This is a genomic window from Trinickia sp. (assembly GCF_051953405.1).
Lineage (GTDB): Bacteria > Pseudomonadota > Gammaproteobacteria > Burkholderiales > Burkholderiaceae > Trinickia.
Genome location: NZ_JBQCIV010000136.1, coordinates 32,457 through 46,948, shown reverse-complemented (window position 1 = coordinate 46,948; position 14,492 = coordinate 32,457). Strand labels below are relative to the sequence as shown.

Here is a 14,492-nt window from a genome sequence, read left to right as displayed (position 1 = left end):
CCTGTCGAAAAGGATTCGAGCGCCATGAACGCCACGACTGCCCCCCGCGTTGCCCCGACCGCGCTAGCAGGCTGGGATCTCGACGAAGCCCCGTTCCATGCCGGCGAAGTGGCCGTGCAAATGCGCGCGGGCGTGCGAGAGAAGGCTGAAATCGGTGGCCGGCGTAGCATTCGGCGCTATCTGCCCGAGCAGCATCGCCAGTTCTTCGAGCAATTGCCGTTTATCGTGCTCGGCGGCATCGACGCGCTGGGGCAGCCTTGGGCGACGCTGCGTATCGGCGAGCCGGGCTTCGTCTCCTCGCCCGATGCCACGACGCTGCGCATCGGCGGGCAGGCGACGGCCGGCGATCCGCTCGCCGGAGGGTGGCGCGAAGGGGCGTCGCTTGGGGGACTCGGCATCGAGTTGCCCACGCGGCGGCGCAACCGCGTCAACGGAACCGTGACCGCCGCCGAAGGCGATGTGCTGACGATTCGCGTCAGCCAAAGCTTCGGCAACTGTGCGAAGTACATCCAGAGCCGTACGCCGACGCGCACCGAAACGCCGGGTTCGACGGCAACGGGCTCGCCTATCGCTGGGCGCGCACGCGCACACCGAGCGAACGCGCTCGATGCGGCCGATCGCGCGTTGATCGAGCGCAGCGATACGTACTTCATCGCCACGCGCGGCAGCTTGCGGGACGACGCGCCGTCGCAAGGCGTGGACGTCTCGCACCGCGGCGGACAGCCGGGGTTCGTCCGCTTTGCCGACGAGCGCACCTTCGTCGCCCCCGACTATCGCGGCAATCAATTCTTCAACACGCTCGGCAATCTTGCGGTCGATGCCCGTGCCGGCCTGCTGTTCATCGATTTCGAGCAGGGCGACCTGCTCTATGTCGCCGCGCGTGCGCAGATCGTCTGGGAAGGCGCGGCGCTCGAATCGTTTCCCGGCGCCGAGCGGCTCATCCGGTTCGAAGTCGACGAAATACGTCGCAGCCCCGGCGCGTTGCCGTTTAGCTGGTCCGAGGTGGAATATGCGCCGCAATGGAAACTTATGAATGCGGCGCGGGCGTCGTAGCCATCGCACCGCCGCGCATCGACGGAAGCGGAAGGGAGGGTGGCACGAGTTCTCTCGACAGGTGCGAGCGTCGTCGGGTATGGAGTCGATTTACAAAAACAATTGTATTTTGTTTTTCGATAGCTTTTATCATTGGCACCAAGAGCAAGACTGACGAGGTGCGCCATGACGACTGCGCAGATGCAACTGGGAATGAGCCAACGAACGACGCTCGCGATCGGCGATGCCCTCGCGGGGCGCGGCTCGCGCAGCCCGCTCGCGCGCGTACGCTCGGCGCTGCTGTTCGCCGGGCCGGCCGTCGTCGCCTCGATCGCCTATGTCGATCCCGGTAATTTCGCGACGAACCTCCAAGCCGGGGCCAAGTACGGCTACTCCCTGCTTTGGGTCGTGCTCGCCGCCAACGTCATCGCAATGCTGTTTCAAGGCCTTTCCGCCAAGCTCGGGATCGTCACGAACCGCAATCTCGCCGAGATCAGCCGCGAGCACTTTCCCGTGCCGGTCGTCTATGCGATGTGGGGCATCAGCGAAATCGCCGCGATGGCAACCGACCTCGCCGAGTTTTTGGGCGGCGCGCTCGGCTTATCGCTGCTCTTGCACGTCCCCCTGCTCGTCGGCATGGGCCTGACCGGCATCGTCACCTACGCGATTCTCGCCGCCGAACGTCAGGGGTTCCGGCCGCTCGAACTCATCGTCGGCGCGCTGATCGGAACCGTCGCGCTCGCTTACGTCGTCGAGTTGATGCTGGTCGACGTGGATTGGCACGCGGCGGCGGTAGGGGCATTCGTGCCGCAATTGAAGGGGCCGGGCGCGCTGTCGGTCGCCGCCGGCATCCTCGGCGCGACCGTCATGCCGCACGCGATCTATCTGCATTCGGGGCTCACGCAAAACCGTGCGCCCGCGAGCAACCACGCCGCGCGCCGCAAGCTGCTGCGCTTTTCGAATCGCGAGGTCGTCGCCGCCCTGTCGGTGGCGGGACTCGTCAACATGGCAATGGTCGTCATGGCGTCCGGTGCATTCCACGCCGGCCACACCGACATCGCCGAGATCGACACCGCCTATCGCAGCCTGACACCGCTGCTCGGCGCCGGCGCGGCAGCCGTCTTTCTTGTGTCGCTGCTGGCCTCGGGCATTTCGAGTTCGGTCGTCGGGACGATGGCGGGACAGATGGTGATGCAAGGGTTCGTCGGCTTTCGCATTCCGGTGGGCGTGCGGCGCTTGTTGACGATGGCGCCTGCGTTCGTCGTGGTTGCACTCGGCGTGAATGCGACCGACGCGTTGCTCTATAGCCAGGTCGCGCTCAGCTTCGCCTTGCCCGTGCCGATGATCGCGCTCGTGATCGTGACGAGCCGGCGCGACCTCATGGGCGCGTTCGTCAACAGCCGGCGCGTCACGGTGGCGGCCGTCGCCGCGACCGCGGTCATCGTGGCGCTGAACGTCGTGCTTGTGCTGCAGACGTTCGGCGCCATGCGTTAAGACATCGGGGCGTGCCCGATTCCTCGGACACGCGTGTGCGAGCGTGCGGCTTGCCGTTCGTGCGTTCGATCGTCGTCCGCCGTTTCGCCGCCGCTTCGCTTTGCTTCGCCTCGCGCTTCGCACGCCTTGCTGCGCGCGCGAGCAAGGCGGCGAACGCCGCCTCGTCGGCCCTCAATCCCCGGCGCGTCCGCACGTTCGGCAAACCTTTGAGTTCGCCCGCTTCGAACGCCTCGACGACAGCCGGATGAATGTAGCAGCGACGACACACGGCCGGCGTATTGCGCAACGTCGCCGCTACGAGCTTGATCGTTTCCGCCAGATGTTTGCGCACATGCGTGACGTTGCCCGGTTCGATGCACCTGAGCGCCGCCAAAGCGAAGACGCTGCCGGCCCAGGTTCGATAGTCCTTGGCGGTGAAGTCCGCTCCGCTCGCCTCGCGCAAATAGTCGTTGATATCGGACGAGCCGACGGGCCGGTGCGTGCCGTCCTCGTCGACGTACTGGAACAGTTCGCGCCCGGGCAAGTCCATGCACCGTCGCACGATGCGCGCAATGCGCGGGTCGTCCACGTCGACGTCATGCTCGATCCCGCTCTTGCCCCGAAAACGGAAACGCAGGTGCCCCGCGCGCACGGCGGCGTGCCGTTTGCGCAACGTGGTGAGCCCGAACGATCGATTCTCGCGCGCATACTCGGCGCTGCCCACGCGTATCAAGGTGACATCGAGCAAGCGCACGACGGTGGCCGCCACCTTTTCCCACGGCATGTCCGGTAGCCGCAGATCGCGTGCGACACGCGCGCGAATCTTCGGCAACGCCTGCCCGAAGGCGGCCATCCGCTCGTACTTCGTCGCATCGCGAAGTTCGCGCCAGCGCACGTGATAGCGATATTGCTTGCGCCGGCGCGCGTCGCGTCCCGTCGCCTGCAAATGGCCGAGCGGGTCGGGGCAAATCCAAACCTCCGTGTAGGCGGGCGGCACCGCGAGTGCGCGGATGCGCGAAAGCTCGGCCTCGTCGTCGATCCGCTTGCCGTCCGGATCGAAATACGCGAATTTCCCGCGCACGAGTTTGCGCGTGATGCCGGGGCCGCGGTCGTCGACGTAGCGTAAATCGTTCGGTAGGTCCGCCGGCGCGGGGCGTGGCTCGCGTTCGCCGGCATCCGCTTCGGCGTCGGCCGGTGGCGAACGTCGCGGCGCGCGATTCGGATGACGGGAGCGGGGCATGAACGGAACGGTACTCGCATAGGTGTACTGCGCTGCACCTGCGCAAGCCTTATGCCACGCCCCGTCCTTCCGTGCGAGACGCAATGCGGGCGAGCGTGCCCTGCCTCAGCCGTACGAGGAATCGGTGCGCGAGCGCGCGGCTCGTGGGGTGCGCACCGCCGTCGCCTTCCACCAGACCAGCGCCGCCGCGATCGCCATGACCGCCGCACCGCACAGCACGACGCGCATAGCCATCACGAACGGCATGTTCGCACCGAGCACGGAGCCGAACACGGCCACGCCGAGCGCGGACCCCGACTGGCGCGCCGCGTTCAACGCGCCCGCCGCGATGCCCGCGTCTCGATGCTCGACTGTCGCCAGCGCGGGGGCCGTCGCTGCCGGCGTGACGTACCCGGCGGCAAGCCCGATGGCGACGAGCGGCACGACGGCTGTCCAATTCGGCGCCCCCGACACCAGCGCCATGAGTGCCAGCGCGCCGGCCGCATACAGACCGAACGCGGTGCACATCGATGCGCGCGATCCGCCCGCCTTCGACAAGCGATTCGACAACACACCGCTGACGGCCACCATCGTCGTCATCGGCAGCAACGCCAAGCCGGTCGAGAGCGGCGAATAGGCGCGCACGCGTTGATAGTACAGACTCGCCACGAACAACAAGCCGTAGAAGACGAAGGCCGACGCCATCGACACGAACGTCGAGCCCGAGAACACGCCATTTCGAAACAGCGACAGGGGCAGCATGGCATCGCGCGTGCGCGACTCGATCGCGAGAAATAGCGCCCAAGCGCAGACGGTCGCGACCATGCCCGCCAAGACGATCGGCGAGCGCCAGCCGAGCGGCTCGCCCTCGATCAGGACGGCGATCAGCGCAGCCAATGCGACGACCGCGGCCGTTTGCCCCGCGACGTCGAGACGGCGCGCCGGCCCCTTCGGGACGTCGCGGGCCACGCGGCAAGTCATGACGATCCCGGCCAAACCGACGGGAACGTTGACGAAGAAGATGCTGCGCCAGTCCATGAGATGAACGAGGATCCCGCCGAACACGGGCCCCGCCGCCATGGCCACGCCGCCGCAGCCGACCCAAAAGCCGATCGCGCGAGCGCGCGCCTCGGTGCTCGGGCACGCTTGATTGATGAGCTTGAGCGAGCACGGCACGAGCAGCGCCGCGCCGATGCCCTGCACGACGCGCGCGGCCACGAGTATCGGTAGATTGGCCGCGAGCGCGCAGGACATCGAGGCCAGCGTGAACAGCGCGAGCCCTGCCAGATACACATTGCGTGCCCCCAACCGGTCGCCAAGCGTGCCGCCCGAGAGCAACAGTGCCGCGAAAACCAGCGTGTAGGCGTTCGTCACCCATTGCAGGCCGGTAATGGGAATCGACAAAGCGAGGGAGATCCGTTCGAGCGCCACGTTGACGATCGACGTATCCAGGATGACGATGAAGTAGCTGACGCTGGTTGCTGCCAGCACGCGCCGGCTCTGCGACGCAAGGTCGGCACTCATGAACGGCCCTCCGCCGTTCGCTCGTTGCTGTTGGGATCGGTCACCGCTCGGCTCCTCGATGTGGGTCATGGGAGCCGAGTCTATGCGTGCGGGGCGCATTCATGCTTCGATGCGCATCGAATCATGCGCGCGCGATTGCTGCTATCGTGCTTCCATCCTCGCCCGCTTTCGTTCTCGATGGAGACAGCCGCATGCCGCTGCAGCCGAACCTCTCGTCCGCCGCCTTCCTGATCGCCGACCCGGCACGCTCCGCGATGCTCATGTGTCTCGTCGACGGACGGGCGCGCCCCGCGGGCGAACTCGCGTTCGCTGCCGGCATCACGGCGCAGACGGCGAGTTCGCATCTCGCGAAACTGCTGGCCGGTGGCTTGCTGAAGGTCGAGACCGAAGGCCGGCATCGCTACTATCGATTGGCCGGCTCGCACGTGGCCGCCGCGCTCGAAACGCTCGCATCGATCGGCCCCGTGCAGCAGGTCAGGCGCCGTCCCTTGAGCGCCGATGGGCAGCGTCTGCTGTTCGCGCGCTGTTGCTACGATCATTTGGCCGGCCGCCTTGGCGTGGCGATGACGCAAGCGCTCATCGCCCGCGGCTATCTCGCCGAGGCGGCCGACAAGCGTTACGAGGTTACCGCCGAGGGGGCAGCTTGGTGCGAGCGGATGGAGATGCCGCTCGACTCGATCAAGCCAGCGCGGCGCGGCCTCGCGCGGCAGTGCCTCGATTGGACCGAACGCGAACATCATGTTGCCGGCCCGCTCGGCACGCGTTTGTTGACCGCGCTGTGCGAGCGCGGATGGCTGATTCGATCGAAAACGTCTCGCGCCGTTCAGGTGACGCCTTATGGCGCGGCGTCGTTCAGGGAAACGCTCGGCATCGACGTCGCTGCCCTCATGCGGGCGGGCACCGATGAGCGTCGATCGGGCAGCGACACCGAAGCCGAGGCCGTACACGCGTGCGCATCGTGAGGCGATGGGCGCGTATGGCGAAGGCCAAGCCTTCAGCGAGCGGCGCTCATCGCACGACTCGACTCGGCCGCCCTCGGATCAGCCTTCGAGCGCCGCGCCGAACCGGTCGTTGAAGGTTTCGAACTGCTCCATGTACTTCTCGTACCCCTGCTCGGCCGCGAACCGCAAAGGATAGACGCGCTCCACGAGCACTTCCCGCGCGTTCGGCCGCGTCTCGAGCAGGCTCATGACTTCATCGATGAACGCGGCGAGCGGCATCGCATGCGGATCGCTCGCTTGCTGATCGCCCATCAACGCTGTCTGCACGTACGGCGGCGCGATCTCGATCACATCGACGCTCGTGTCGCGCAACTGATAGCGCAGCGCATCGCTGAACGCGTGAATCGCCGCCTTGGTCGCGCTGTAGGTGGGCGTGTGCGCCAGCGTCAGAAACGCCAAACCCGAAGATACGGTGACGATCGTCGACTTCGTTTGACGCTTGAGCTGCGGCAGCAACGCGGCCGATAAGCGAATCGGCGCGAGCAGATTCGTCGCGATCGTGGCCTCGGCGGTCGACAGGTCGATTTCGTCGGCTCGCCAGTTTTCGATTTGCATGATGCCCGCGTTGTGAACAACGACATTCAGCGCGGGAAATTCCTCCGCCATGCGCGCGGCGAATCGCTCGATACTGGTCGGATCCTGCACGTCGAGGACGGCCGTTTTCATCCCGGGGTTCGCGTCCGCCACGTTGCGCAACGCGTCCTCGCGCCGGCCCGCGATGATCACTTCGTTGCCGCGCCGCTGGAACGCCTCGGCCAATGCACGCCCGATGCCCGAGCCTCCGCCCGTGATGAGAATCGTGTTTCCGGTCATTTGCATGATGCCGCTCCTTCGGTGGGTGGTTGACGAAGGGCAGAATAGACCCAATACTCTCTTTTAGGAAGTAGGCACCGGAATGTGCCGTACGAACACATTGGTAAGTATTGGAATAGGATCCGCTCAGGTCGTCGCCATGCCAACGCGTAAGAAAAAGCCCACCGGGCGCGCCGTCGTCTTCGAATCGCCCACGGGGAAACGCTCCAACCCGGAACTCGACGATGTGGTGATGGAGGTGATCGGCCGCATCGCCGACAAATGGACGATGTGCGTGCTCGAAGTGCTCGCGCAAAACGGCGTGTTGCGCTTCACACGTATCGGCGAACTCGTGGGCGGCATCAGTCAGCGCATGCTGACCAAGACACTGCGGCAGCTAGAAGAAGACGGGTTCGTCGTCCGCACCGTCTATCCCGAGGTCCCGCCGCGCGTCGAGTATGGATTGACCGAACTCGGTCATAGCCTATGCGCCGCCTTTTGCGGCGTCTGGCTGTGGGCGGAAAAGCATTACGCGCAACTGCGCTCGCTGCCGAACAAAACACCATCGGAATGACGGCAACGGCGCGCGAGGGCAACGGGTCTTGTTTTGAGTCTTGTTTTAAGCCTTGTTTCAGGCCGCTTTTCAGCCGTATCGACGCCGCTCACTCGCTCGGTCCCTCGGCGGCAATCGCCGGGCCGCCAGGTGCCTCGCCGCGTTTCGGGCGTCGCACCACCCTCACCTTTGCACTCTTGCCGCCGCCGCAGAAGAAGCGGTCGGCGCCGTCCGATTCGAGGCCCGATACCATCGTGCCCTCGGGCATCGCCAGCGCTTCGATCACTTCGCCCGATTGCGGATCGACGTGTCGAATCTCGCTGTCCTCGCCCTCCCACGTGCCGTGCCAAAGCTCGCCGTCCACCCACGTGACGCCTGTCACGAAGCGGTTCGATTCGATCGTGCGCAGCACCTCGCCGGTTTCGGGATCGACTCGATAGATCTTGCGCGCCGGATAGCAGCCGACCCAGAGCGAGCCCTCGGCCCACGCGAGCCCCGAGCAGCCGCCGCCTGGCGGCACGGCGATCATGGCGAGCACCTGGCCGGTGGCGGCGTCGATCTTGCGAATGACGTCGCCGTCGATCTGGAACAAGTGCGTGCCGTCGAACGCCGTGCCCGCGTCGGCCGGCAGGTCGATGCGCCGCCCGATTTCGCCGCTCGTCGGATCGAGCGCGCATAGCTTATCGCCGGCGGCAATCCAGACTTTCCGGCCGTCGTAGGTCAGACCGTGTACGGCATCGATCCCCGGCAGGGGGCCGTATTCCCGAATAATTTCTGCATTCGATCGTTTCATGGCACCGATCCTAATCGTCCGTCCAGGGAGAGGGGAGTAACAAAGTCGTCGCGAATCCGATGACGGGCGGCGTCATCCATCGGCGCGCGCGCCCTTCGCCCAACGATTGAATCTTGCCGGCCGCCGCTAACGCTTCGAGCGCTCGCTGCACCGAGCGTTGGCTGGCGCCGAGCGCGAGCGCCAATGCGGAACTCGACCACGACTCGCCGTCCGCCAGCAAAGCCAGCACGGCGCCGTGCTTTTGCTCGATGGGGTGCGCCAGGACGACGACCTCATGCGCCCTCGTCGGCATCAGCGCGAAGCCGCGTTGGGTCGCCGCAATATCGGCCACCTTGCGTAGCAGCACGCGCAGTCTGCCCATTTCCACGCGCAGCCGTGCACGATGCGATTCGTCGATATGCCGGGCTCGGAAGGCGTGCGCGATCAAGCGCTCGCGCGGAACATCCTCCGGCCACGCTTCGCCCAGCATCCGCGCAAGGGTGAACAACACGGGGCGCGTCGCAAGAGAAATCGTCGCATCCGCTTCGCGGATGGCGTAGCGGCAGGCATCGACGATCAGCCGCTGCGGCGACGACAGCGCCTGCGCCTCGCCCAACGTCACGGGCCGGCTTTGGCCTCCTGCGATCAGCCGGGCCACGGGCGCGGCGAGCGAGCGCTGCGCGCCCTCCACTTCCGCCATCAACGCAGCAATGCCGGACTCGCGCGCCGCATGCGCGGCACGATCGAGCGCGGCGCGCGCGGCGCTAGCGTGCAGCCGGCGCATCGCGATGCCCGCTTCGAGCAACGCACGCGACGCACGCAATGCTTGAGGCAACGGGCCGCGCGACGACGACGCCAGCGCACGCTCGGCTTCGTCGGGGCGCCCCGTGAGCAGCCATAGCCGCGCTTCGAGGCAGCGCGCATGCTCGGCATTGAGCCGATCGCCGTGCGCTTCGAGCGTGGCGCGCGCGGCATCGAACGACGGGTCGGGCCACCGTAAGTCGCGCGAGGCCAATGCCACTTCGGCTTCGGCCACGATGCATCGCGCGCGGGCCAGCGGCGCTTGGGATCCGAATGCGCGCGCCGCACGGCGCAGCAACCGCTTGGCATCTGCGAAATCGCCAAGCTGCGCCATGGCAATGCCGCGTAGCGCGAGCGCGAACGCGTCCTCGCGCAACGCGACGCGATTGAGCGCACCAAGCGCGTCACCGGCCGCGAGTGCGCGGGCCGCCGCTGCGATCAGCGAGTCCATCCGAATCCCGCCACACTTGTCACTCCCTCCGTTCGATGGCGGTCACTAATCTAGCACGTGACATGTCGCGACATGTAGACAGCCGTCGCGTAAGCGGCCGGCTCAGGCAATCGCCGGCCTCCGCGCCATGCGATTGACGATTCAGCACCCATCCGAACCATCCAATGGAGCAAACCATGACGACTCATGCAACCGGAACACGCGACCAATGGCTGGCCGCCCGCCTCGAGCTGCTCGCGGCCGAGAAAGCTTTCACGCGCCGCGGCGACGAACTCGCGCGCCAGCGGCAGGCATTGCCTTGGGTACGCGTCGAACGCGCGTACCGCTTCGATACCGAGCGCGGCGCCGTCTCGCTGCCGGATCTGTTCGAAGGGCGCTCGCAACTGCTCGTCTATCACTTCATGTTCGGCCCCGACTACAAGGCGGGATGTCCGTCCTGCTCCGCCGTCGCCGATTCCTTCAACGGCTCGGTCGCCCATCTCGCCGAACACGACGTCACGCTGACGGCCGTGTCGCGCGCGCCGATCGACAAGCTGCTCGGGTACAAGCGGCGGATGGGATGGTCGTTTCCTTGGGCGAGTTCGGGCGATAGCGATTTCAACTTCGACTTCAACGTCTCCTTCACCGAGATGCAGCAACGCGACGGCGAGATCGAGTACAACTATCACCGCGGTCGCCATGCGATGGATGCCGAACCGGCGCCCGAGCCCGTCCGGCAGTTTGCCGCCACGTGCGGCACCGATGCGAAAACTTACGCGCGCGATCGGCCGGGCCTGAGCGCGTTCGTACTCGAGGATGGCGTCGTCTATCACACGTATTCGACCTATGCTCGCGGGGTCGATGCGATCTGGGGCATGTATGCGCTGCTCGATCGCGCGCCGCTCGGCCGCAACGAAACCGGCGTCTGGTGGAAGCGCCACGACGAGTATGCGCAGCGGTGAGGCCGATCGTGGACGGCTGCGAGATTTGCTTCGAGCACGGGCGCGCTCGGGCGGCGAGCGCTTCGGCGAGCGCTTCGGCGGGCGCTTCGGCGAGCGCTTCGGCGATTGTGTCGTAGCCGGGGTCGTCGCCGGGGTCGTCGCTGGGGTCGTCTCCGGCCATGCCGGCCGCGCCCCGGTCTCGCGGCTGGCTGATCGCGCTCGCCGCTATCGCCGGGGCCACCGTCTCTATTTGCGCATGCCGATCGATGTCCGAGATGGGGGCGGTGCCGATGCCGGGCGGATGGTCGATGTCGGCGCTCTGGACACCCATGTGCGGTCAGACGTGGCTTGGCGCCGCAACATCGTTCGTCGGCATGTGGACCGCCATGATGGCGGCGATGATGCTGCCGATGTCGCTACCGGAGTGGGGGTGGCTTCAGCAACGCGTGCGCGGCGCCCCGTGCGCCATGGCGGCGAGCGTCATGCTTGCGGCGTTCGTTGCCTATGCGCTCGCGTGGGCCGCGGCCGGTGCGGTCGTGTTCGTCGGCGGCGATGCCTTGGCGGCGATCTTGCCGAGCGCGGCCCCGCTCGCTCGCCCGGTGCCGCTCGTGGCGGGGCTCCTGATCGCGCTCGCCGGCGCGGTTCAATTCACCGAATGGAAAGCACGCCAAATCGCCCGCTGCGCAAACCCGCGCATGCGTAGTCGCAGAGAAGCGATCGATTTGCGCACGGCGTGTCGGTTCGGCTTTCGGCTAGCGTTCGAGGGCGGTCTTTGCTGCGCGAATTGGATGATGGTCCTGCTGCTCGTCGGCGTGATCGATCCGCTCGCGATGGCCGCGATCACGGCGGCCATGAGCTTGGAGCGCTTCGTCCCCGCGCGGGGCAAAACGGCTCGCGCTATCGGCGTCGCCGTCGTGATAACCGGAGGGTGCGTAGCTGCGCAGGCAATCGGCCGCCCCTAGCGGCCTCATGGCTCATGGCTCATGGCTGACGGCTCATGCCTGACGGCTCATGGCTCATGGCTCATGGCTCATGGCTCATGGCGAGCGTGCCGAACGTTATCGGGCTTTGGGTCGCGCAGCCTGCACGGCTGCCTCCCACGGTCGGCGCTCAGTGCATCCTTCAGATCCGACGACGGCACGCACGCTTACTCCGCGAATGGCAAAGGCATGTCGCTTTCAGTGCGCATGGCGAATACGTTCAGCGTCATGGCAACCAAAGCGTAATAGCCGAGCAAGCCCACCAGATTAACGGTGGTTTCGTGGCCGAAACGCTGGACGGCCTGCTGGAAGATCGGATCGGACACACGCTTGGCGTCGTAGAGTTCGGTTGCGAAAGTGTAGATCAGCGCGTCGTCCGCATCGTCGAAATCGGGGCGTCGCCCCTGGAGCAGGGCCTGCGCGACGGCATCCGGCACCCCCGCTTCGATCGCGATCGGATAGTGAATCAGCCACTCCGCTTGCGCGCGCCACCTGACCGCCGTCACCAAAATCGCCAACTCGGAAAGCCGCAACGGCAACCCCGTGCGATACCGGCAGAATGCACCGAGCCGCTGCGCGTGTTGGGCGAGATCCGGGCTGGCGATCCACGCTAGGAACGGACCCGCGAGGTTGCCGCGCGGCCCCGATAGGATTTCGTCCAACACGGCCAGTTGCTCGGGGCTGGCGGCGGCGCGATCGAACTCCGGTAGCCGTGCGTCGGTGGTGCCTTTCGCCTTCATCGTGTGTCCTTCTTCGGGCCGCATGGCAGCAGTATGGTTCAACGGCTGGCCTCCGTCGATGCCCCGGCGTCGGCCAGCGCAGCGCTCACGGCATCGTGCAAGCGCTCCGCAATGCGTTCGATATCGTTAGGCGTACAGATAAACGGCGGCGCTAGCAAAACGTGATCGCCTTGCTTGCCGTCGATGGTACCGCCCATCGGATAGACCATGAGGCCGCGCGCCATCGCTTCGCGCTTGATGACTGCGTTGAGCTTGCAGGCGGGATCGAACGGTGTCTTGCGCTCGCGGTCGCGCACGAATTCGACGCCGACGAACAAGCCTCGGCCTCGAATGTCCCCGATATACGGATGGTCGCCCAACCGATCGCGCAAGGTCGCGCGCAGTTGCTCGCCGCGCGCCCTGACGTTCGGCAACAAATCCTCGTCTGCAATGACGTTCTGCACTTCGAGCGCAGCGGCGCAGGCGGTTGCGTGACCCATGTACGTGTGGCCGTGCTGGAAGAAGCCCGAGCCCTCGACGATCGCATCGTAAATGCGATTGCCGACGAGCGTGGCACCGATCGGCTGATAGCCGGCGCCGAGCCCCTTGGCGATCGTCAGCAAATCGGGGGCGATGCCCTCTTCCTCGCACGCGTAGAGGTAACCCGTGCGCCCCATGCCGCACATCACTTCGTCGAGAATCAACAGGACGCCGTACTTGTCGCACACCTCGCGCATCTTGCGGAAATAGCCGCGCACAGGCGGCACGGCGCCCATCGTCGCGCCGACCACCGTCTCGGCCACGAAGGCCGCCACCGTATCGGGGCCCAGTTCGAGAATCTTTTGTTCGAGTTCGTCGGCGAGGCGCTGCGCGTAGGCCTCGTCGGATTCGCCGGACAACCGGCCACGATAGGCATAACAGGGGCTCACGTGGTTCGCTTCGATCAGCAGCGGCAGAAACGGCTCGCGGCGCCACGCGTTGCCGCCGATGGCCAGCGCGCCGAGCGTATTGCCGTGGTAGCTCTGCCGGCGCGCGATGAAATGCCGACGCTCGGGCTGGCCGATTTCGACGAAGTACTGACGCGCGAGCTTGAGCGCAGCCTCGACCGCCTCGGAACCGCCCGACACGAAATAGGCATGGCCGATGCCGGCCGGCGCCGTCACCACGAGCCGCTCGGCCAACGCCTCGGCCGCCTGCGTAGTGAAAAACGACGTGTGCGCGTAGGCAAGCTGGCGCGCCTGCCGTTCGATGGCGTCGGTCACGCGCCGATGACTATGGCCAAGGCACGACACCGCCGCGCCGCCGCTCGCGTCGATGTAACGCTTGCCGGCCGAATCGATGACTTCGATACCGTCTCCGGCCACCGCCACGGGCAGCGGCTTGTTCGGCATCCGATGAAATACGTAGGACATGGGGACCTCGAAAACGAAGATGGGAAGGCCGCGCCGGCAACCGACGAACGCATCGGCATCGACCAAACAATTGATGCTTATTTATACTTCGCAACAACATATGTTGTCAACGTCGGCGCGGCGGTGCCGATAATGAACGTCGAGCGAAACAAACGAGGCGACAATGCGCAGTGCGCGGTACGTGTCTGCCGAATAGCGGCGGCAACGCTAGGGTGCTAGGTTTAGGCGGACGGAAAAAACCATGCCGAATCCGGCCCGCGCCCTTACGCTCGGAGGTAATGATTCAACGGAGCGCGGCTGGCGATGGGTTCTGTCGGATGTATGAGATGTGTGAGATGTACGGGACGGATCGGCTGTGGGTGATCGGATAACGCCGTGCTCACTCCGGCAGAAAATCCGCATCCATCGCCTGCTCCATGGACCATGGGCAGGTCTCAGGGAACACCACGAGATCTGTTTCTTCGACCGCTTTGGCCACCGCATCGGCCCAGGTCTTACGTATCCAGTGTTCGTCGAGTAAGGAGCGCTTTAGGCTCGGCGTTTCCGCAATATGTTCCGCAAGAGCCCGCCGCTGTTCTTTGAGCGTCCGCCGCCAGCTCGAACCGCGACGGTCAGGCTGGTATTGCCACTTCAATAAGTGGGCTAGTAGCACGGCCATGCGGCTCGCCAGTTCACGCTGTTCGCTCTTACCCACGTCCTCGATTTCCTCCGCGATGTGCTCAATGTCCAGCGCCGAGAAATCGCCGGCGCGCAACAACGCTGCCTGTTCGATGGCCCATGCCACCACGTCCTTCTCGTAGCTCGTTCCCATCTTTCGGCCTCTAAGCTCAGTCGCGAATGGCG

The 14,492-nt window shown here is 65.9% G+C and carries 14 protein-coding genes; 6 read left to right on the top strand and 8 right to left on the bottom strand.

Features of this window, described 5'->3' with window-relative positions:
* The first annotated feature begins 24 nt into the window (after positions 1-24).
* Positions 25-1,053 (top strand): pyridoxamine 5'-phosphate oxidase family protein, encoded by a 1,029-nt coding sequence (locus ACTHN9_RS24805; RefSeq protein ID WP_440539466.1) that lies wholly within the window; start codon positions 25-27, stop codon positions 1,051-1,053.
* Positions 1,054-1,218: 165 nt separating this feature from the next.
* Positions 1,219-2,526 (top strand): Nramp family divalent metal transporter, encoded by a 1,308-nt coding sequence (locus ACTHN9_RS24800; protein ID WP_440539465.1) that lies wholly within the window; start codon positions 1,219-1,221, stop codon positions 2,524-2,526.
* Here the strand turns inward: ACTHN9_RS24800 and ACTHN9_RS24795 are convergent.
* Both ACTHN9_RS24795 and ACTHN9_RS24790 read right to left on the bottom strand, forming a co-directional pair.
* The gene (locus ACTHN9_RS24795) at positions 2,471-3,745 is read right to left on the bottom strand and encodes a DNA topoisomerase IB (RefSeq protein WP_440539464.1); all 1,275 of its coding nucleotides are present in this window, start codon (positions 3,743-3,745) and stop codon (positions 2,471-2,473) included. The two genes, ACTHN9_RS24800 and ACTHN9_RS24795, sit on opposite strands and share 56 nt — an antisense overlap.
* 105 nt (positions 3,746-3,850) lie before the next feature.
* Positions 3,851-5,248 (bottom strand): MFS transporter, encoded by a 1,398-nt coding sequence (locus ACTHN9_RS24790; protein ID WP_440539463.1) that lies wholly within the window; start codon positions 5,246-5,248, stop codon positions 3,851-3,853.
* Between the two features lie 191 nt (positions 5,249-5,439).
* Between ACTHN9_RS24790 and ACTHN9_RS24785 the strand changes: the two genes are divergently transcribed.
* Positions 5,440-6,210, top strand: coding sequence for an ArsR/SmtB family transcription factor (locus tag ACTHN9_RS24785; RefSeq protein ID WP_440539462.1), 771 nt, complete (start codon positions 5,440-5,442; stop codon positions 6,208-6,210).
* A 78-nt stretch (positions 6,211-6,288) separates the two neighbouring features.
* Here ACTHN9_RS24785 and ACTHN9_RS24780 read toward each other — a convergent pair whose 3' ends face one another.
* A complete protein-coding gene (locus ACTHN9_RS24780) occupies positions 6,289-7,068 on the bottom strand; it encodes an SDR family oxidoreductase (protein WP_440539461.1) in 780 nt (259 codons plus the stop codon).
* A gap of 133 nt (positions 7,069-7,201) precedes the next feature.
* Between ACTHN9_RS24780 and ACTHN9_RS24775 the strand changes: the two genes are divergently transcribed.
* Positions 7,202-7,615: a winged helix-turn-helix transcriptional regulator gene (locus tag ACTHN9_RS24775; RefSeq protein ID WP_440539460.1), complete on the top strand. Its 414-nt coding sequence runs from the start codon at positions 7,202-7,204 to the stop codon at positions 7,613-7,615.
* Positions 7,616-7,703: 88 nt separating this feature from the next.
* On the opposite strand, the gene ACTHN9_RS24770 is transcribed toward ACTHN9_RS24775, so the two are convergent.
* Together ACTHN9_RS24770 and ACTHN9_RS24765 are read right to left on the bottom strand one after the other, a co-directional pair.
* Positions 7,704-8,387, bottom strand: a complete 684-nt coding sequence (locus ACTHN9_RS24770) for a Vgb family protein (protein WP_440539459.1) — start codon at positions 8,385-8,387, stop codon at positions 7,704-7,706.
* A 10-nt stretch (positions 8,388-8,397) separates the two neighbouring features.
* Positions 8,398-9,618 carry a helix-turn-helix domain-containing protein gene (locus ACTHN9_RS24765; RefSeq protein ID WP_440539458.1) on the bottom strand — a complete coding sequence of 407 codons (1,221 nt, stop codon included), beginning with the start codon at positions 9,616-9,618 and terminating at the stop codon, positions 8,398-8,400.
* Between the two features lie 176 nt (positions 9,619-9,794).
* On the opposite strand from ACTHN9_RS24765, the gene ACTHN9_RS24760 reads away from it, so the two are divergent.
* Together ACTHN9_RS24760 and ACTHN9_RS24755 are read left to right on the top strand one after the other, a co-directional pair.
* Positions 9,795-10,559, top strand: a complete 765-nt coding sequence (locus ACTHN9_RS24760; protein WP_440539457.1) for a DUF899 domain-containing protein — start codon at positions 9,795-9,797, stop codon at positions 10,557-10,559.
* 245 nt (positions 10,560-10,804) lie between these two features.
* Complete coding sequence (locus tag ACTHN9_RS24755; protein WP_440539456.1) at positions 10,805-11,500, top strand: copper chaperone; 696 nt, start codon at positions 10,805-10,807, stop codon at positions 11,498-11,500.
* A 185-nt stretch (positions 11,501-11,685) separates the two neighbouring features.
* Here the strand turns inward: ACTHN9_RS24755 and ACTHN9_RS24750 are convergent, their stop codons facing one another.
* From ACTHN9_RS24750 to ACTHN9_RS24740, 3 genes are all read right to left on the bottom strand, one after another.
* The gene (locus ACTHN9_RS24750) at positions 11,686-12,258 is read right to left on the bottom strand and encodes a carboxymuconolactone decarboxylase family protein (RefSeq protein ID WP_440539489.1); all 573 of its coding nucleotides are present in this window, start codon (positions 12,256-12,258) and stop codon (positions 11,686-11,688) included.
* 38 nt (positions 12,259-12,296) lie between these two features.
* Positions 12,297-13,649, bottom strand: a complete 1,353-nt coding sequence (locus ACTHN9_RS24745; protein WP_440539455.1) for an aspartate aminotransferase family protein — start codon at positions 13,647-13,649, stop codon at positions 12,297-12,299.
* 379 nt (positions 13,650-14,028) lie between these two features.
* Complete coding sequence (locus tag ACTHN9_RS24740; RefSeq protein ID WP_440539454.1) at positions 14,029-14,460, bottom strand: DUF29 domain-containing protein; 432 nt, start codon at positions 14,458-14,460, stop codon at positions 14,029-14,031.
* Positions 14,461-14,492 lie beyond the last annotated feature (32 nt).

What these genes read in the sequence shown, in the direction of transcription:
- ACTHN9_RS24740 (WP_440539454.1), bottom strand. Translation starts at nt 14,460, where the DNA reads ATGGGAACGAGCTACGAGAAGGACGTGGTGGCATGGGCCATCGAACAG.
- ACTHN9_RS24755 (WP_440539456.1), top strand. Translation starts at nt 10,805, where the DNA reads ATGTCCGAGATGGGGGCGGTGCCGATGCCGGGCGGATGGTCGATGTCG.
- ACTHN9_RS24770 (WP_440539459.1), bottom strand. Translation starts at nt 8,387, where the DNA reads ATGAAACGATCGAATGCAGAAATTATTCGGGAATACGGCCCCCTGCCG.
- ACTHN9_RS24785 (WP_440539462.1), top strand. Translation starts at nt 5,440, where the DNA reads ATGCCGCTGCAGCCGAACCTCTCGTCCGCCGCCTTCCTGATCGCCGAC.
- ACTHN9_RS24780 (WP_440539461.1), bottom strand. Translation starts at nt 7,068, where the DNA reads ATGCAAATGACCGGAAACACGATTCTCATCACGGGCGGAGGCTCGGGC.
- ACTHN9_RS24745 (WP_440539455.1), bottom strand. Translation starts at nt 13,649, where the DNA reads ATGTCCTACGTATTTCATCGGATGCCGAACAAGCCGCTGCCCGTGGCG.
- ACTHN9_RS24805 (WP_440539466.1), top strand. Translation starts at nt 25, where the DNA reads ATGAACGCCACGACTGCCCCCCGCGTTGCCCCGACCGCGCTAGCAGGC.
- ACTHN9_RS24800 (WP_440539465.1), top strand. Translation starts at nt 1,219, where the DNA reads ATGACGACTGCGCAGATGCAACTGGGAATGAGCCAACGAACGACGCTC.
- ACTHN9_RS24775 (WP_440539460.1), top strand. Translation starts at nt 7,202, where the DNA reads ATGCCAACGCGTAAGAAAAAGCCCACCGGGCGCGCCGTCGTCTTCGAA.
- ACTHN9_RS24750 (WP_440539489.1), bottom strand. Translation starts at nt 12,258, where the DNA reads ATGAAGGCGAAAGGCACCACCGACGCACGGCTACCGGAGTTCGATCGC.
- ACTHN9_RS24795 (WP_440539464.1), bottom strand. Translation starts at nt 3,745, where the DNA reads ATGCCCCGCTCCCGTCATCCGAATCGCGCGCCGCGACGTTCGCCACCG.
- ACTHN9_RS24765 (WP_440539458.1), bottom strand. Translation starts at nt 9,618, where the DNA reads ATGGACTCGCTGATCGCAGCGGCGGCCCGCGCACTCGCGGCCGGTGAC.
- ACTHN9_RS24790 (WP_440539463.1), bottom strand. Translation starts at nt 5,248, where the DNA reads ATGAGTGCCGACCTTGCGTCGCAGAGCCGGCGCGTGCTGGCAGCAACC.
- ACTHN9_RS24760 (WP_440539457.1), top strand. Translation starts at nt 9,795, where the DNA reads ATGACGACTCATGCAACCGGAACACGCGACCAATGGCTGGCCGCCCGC.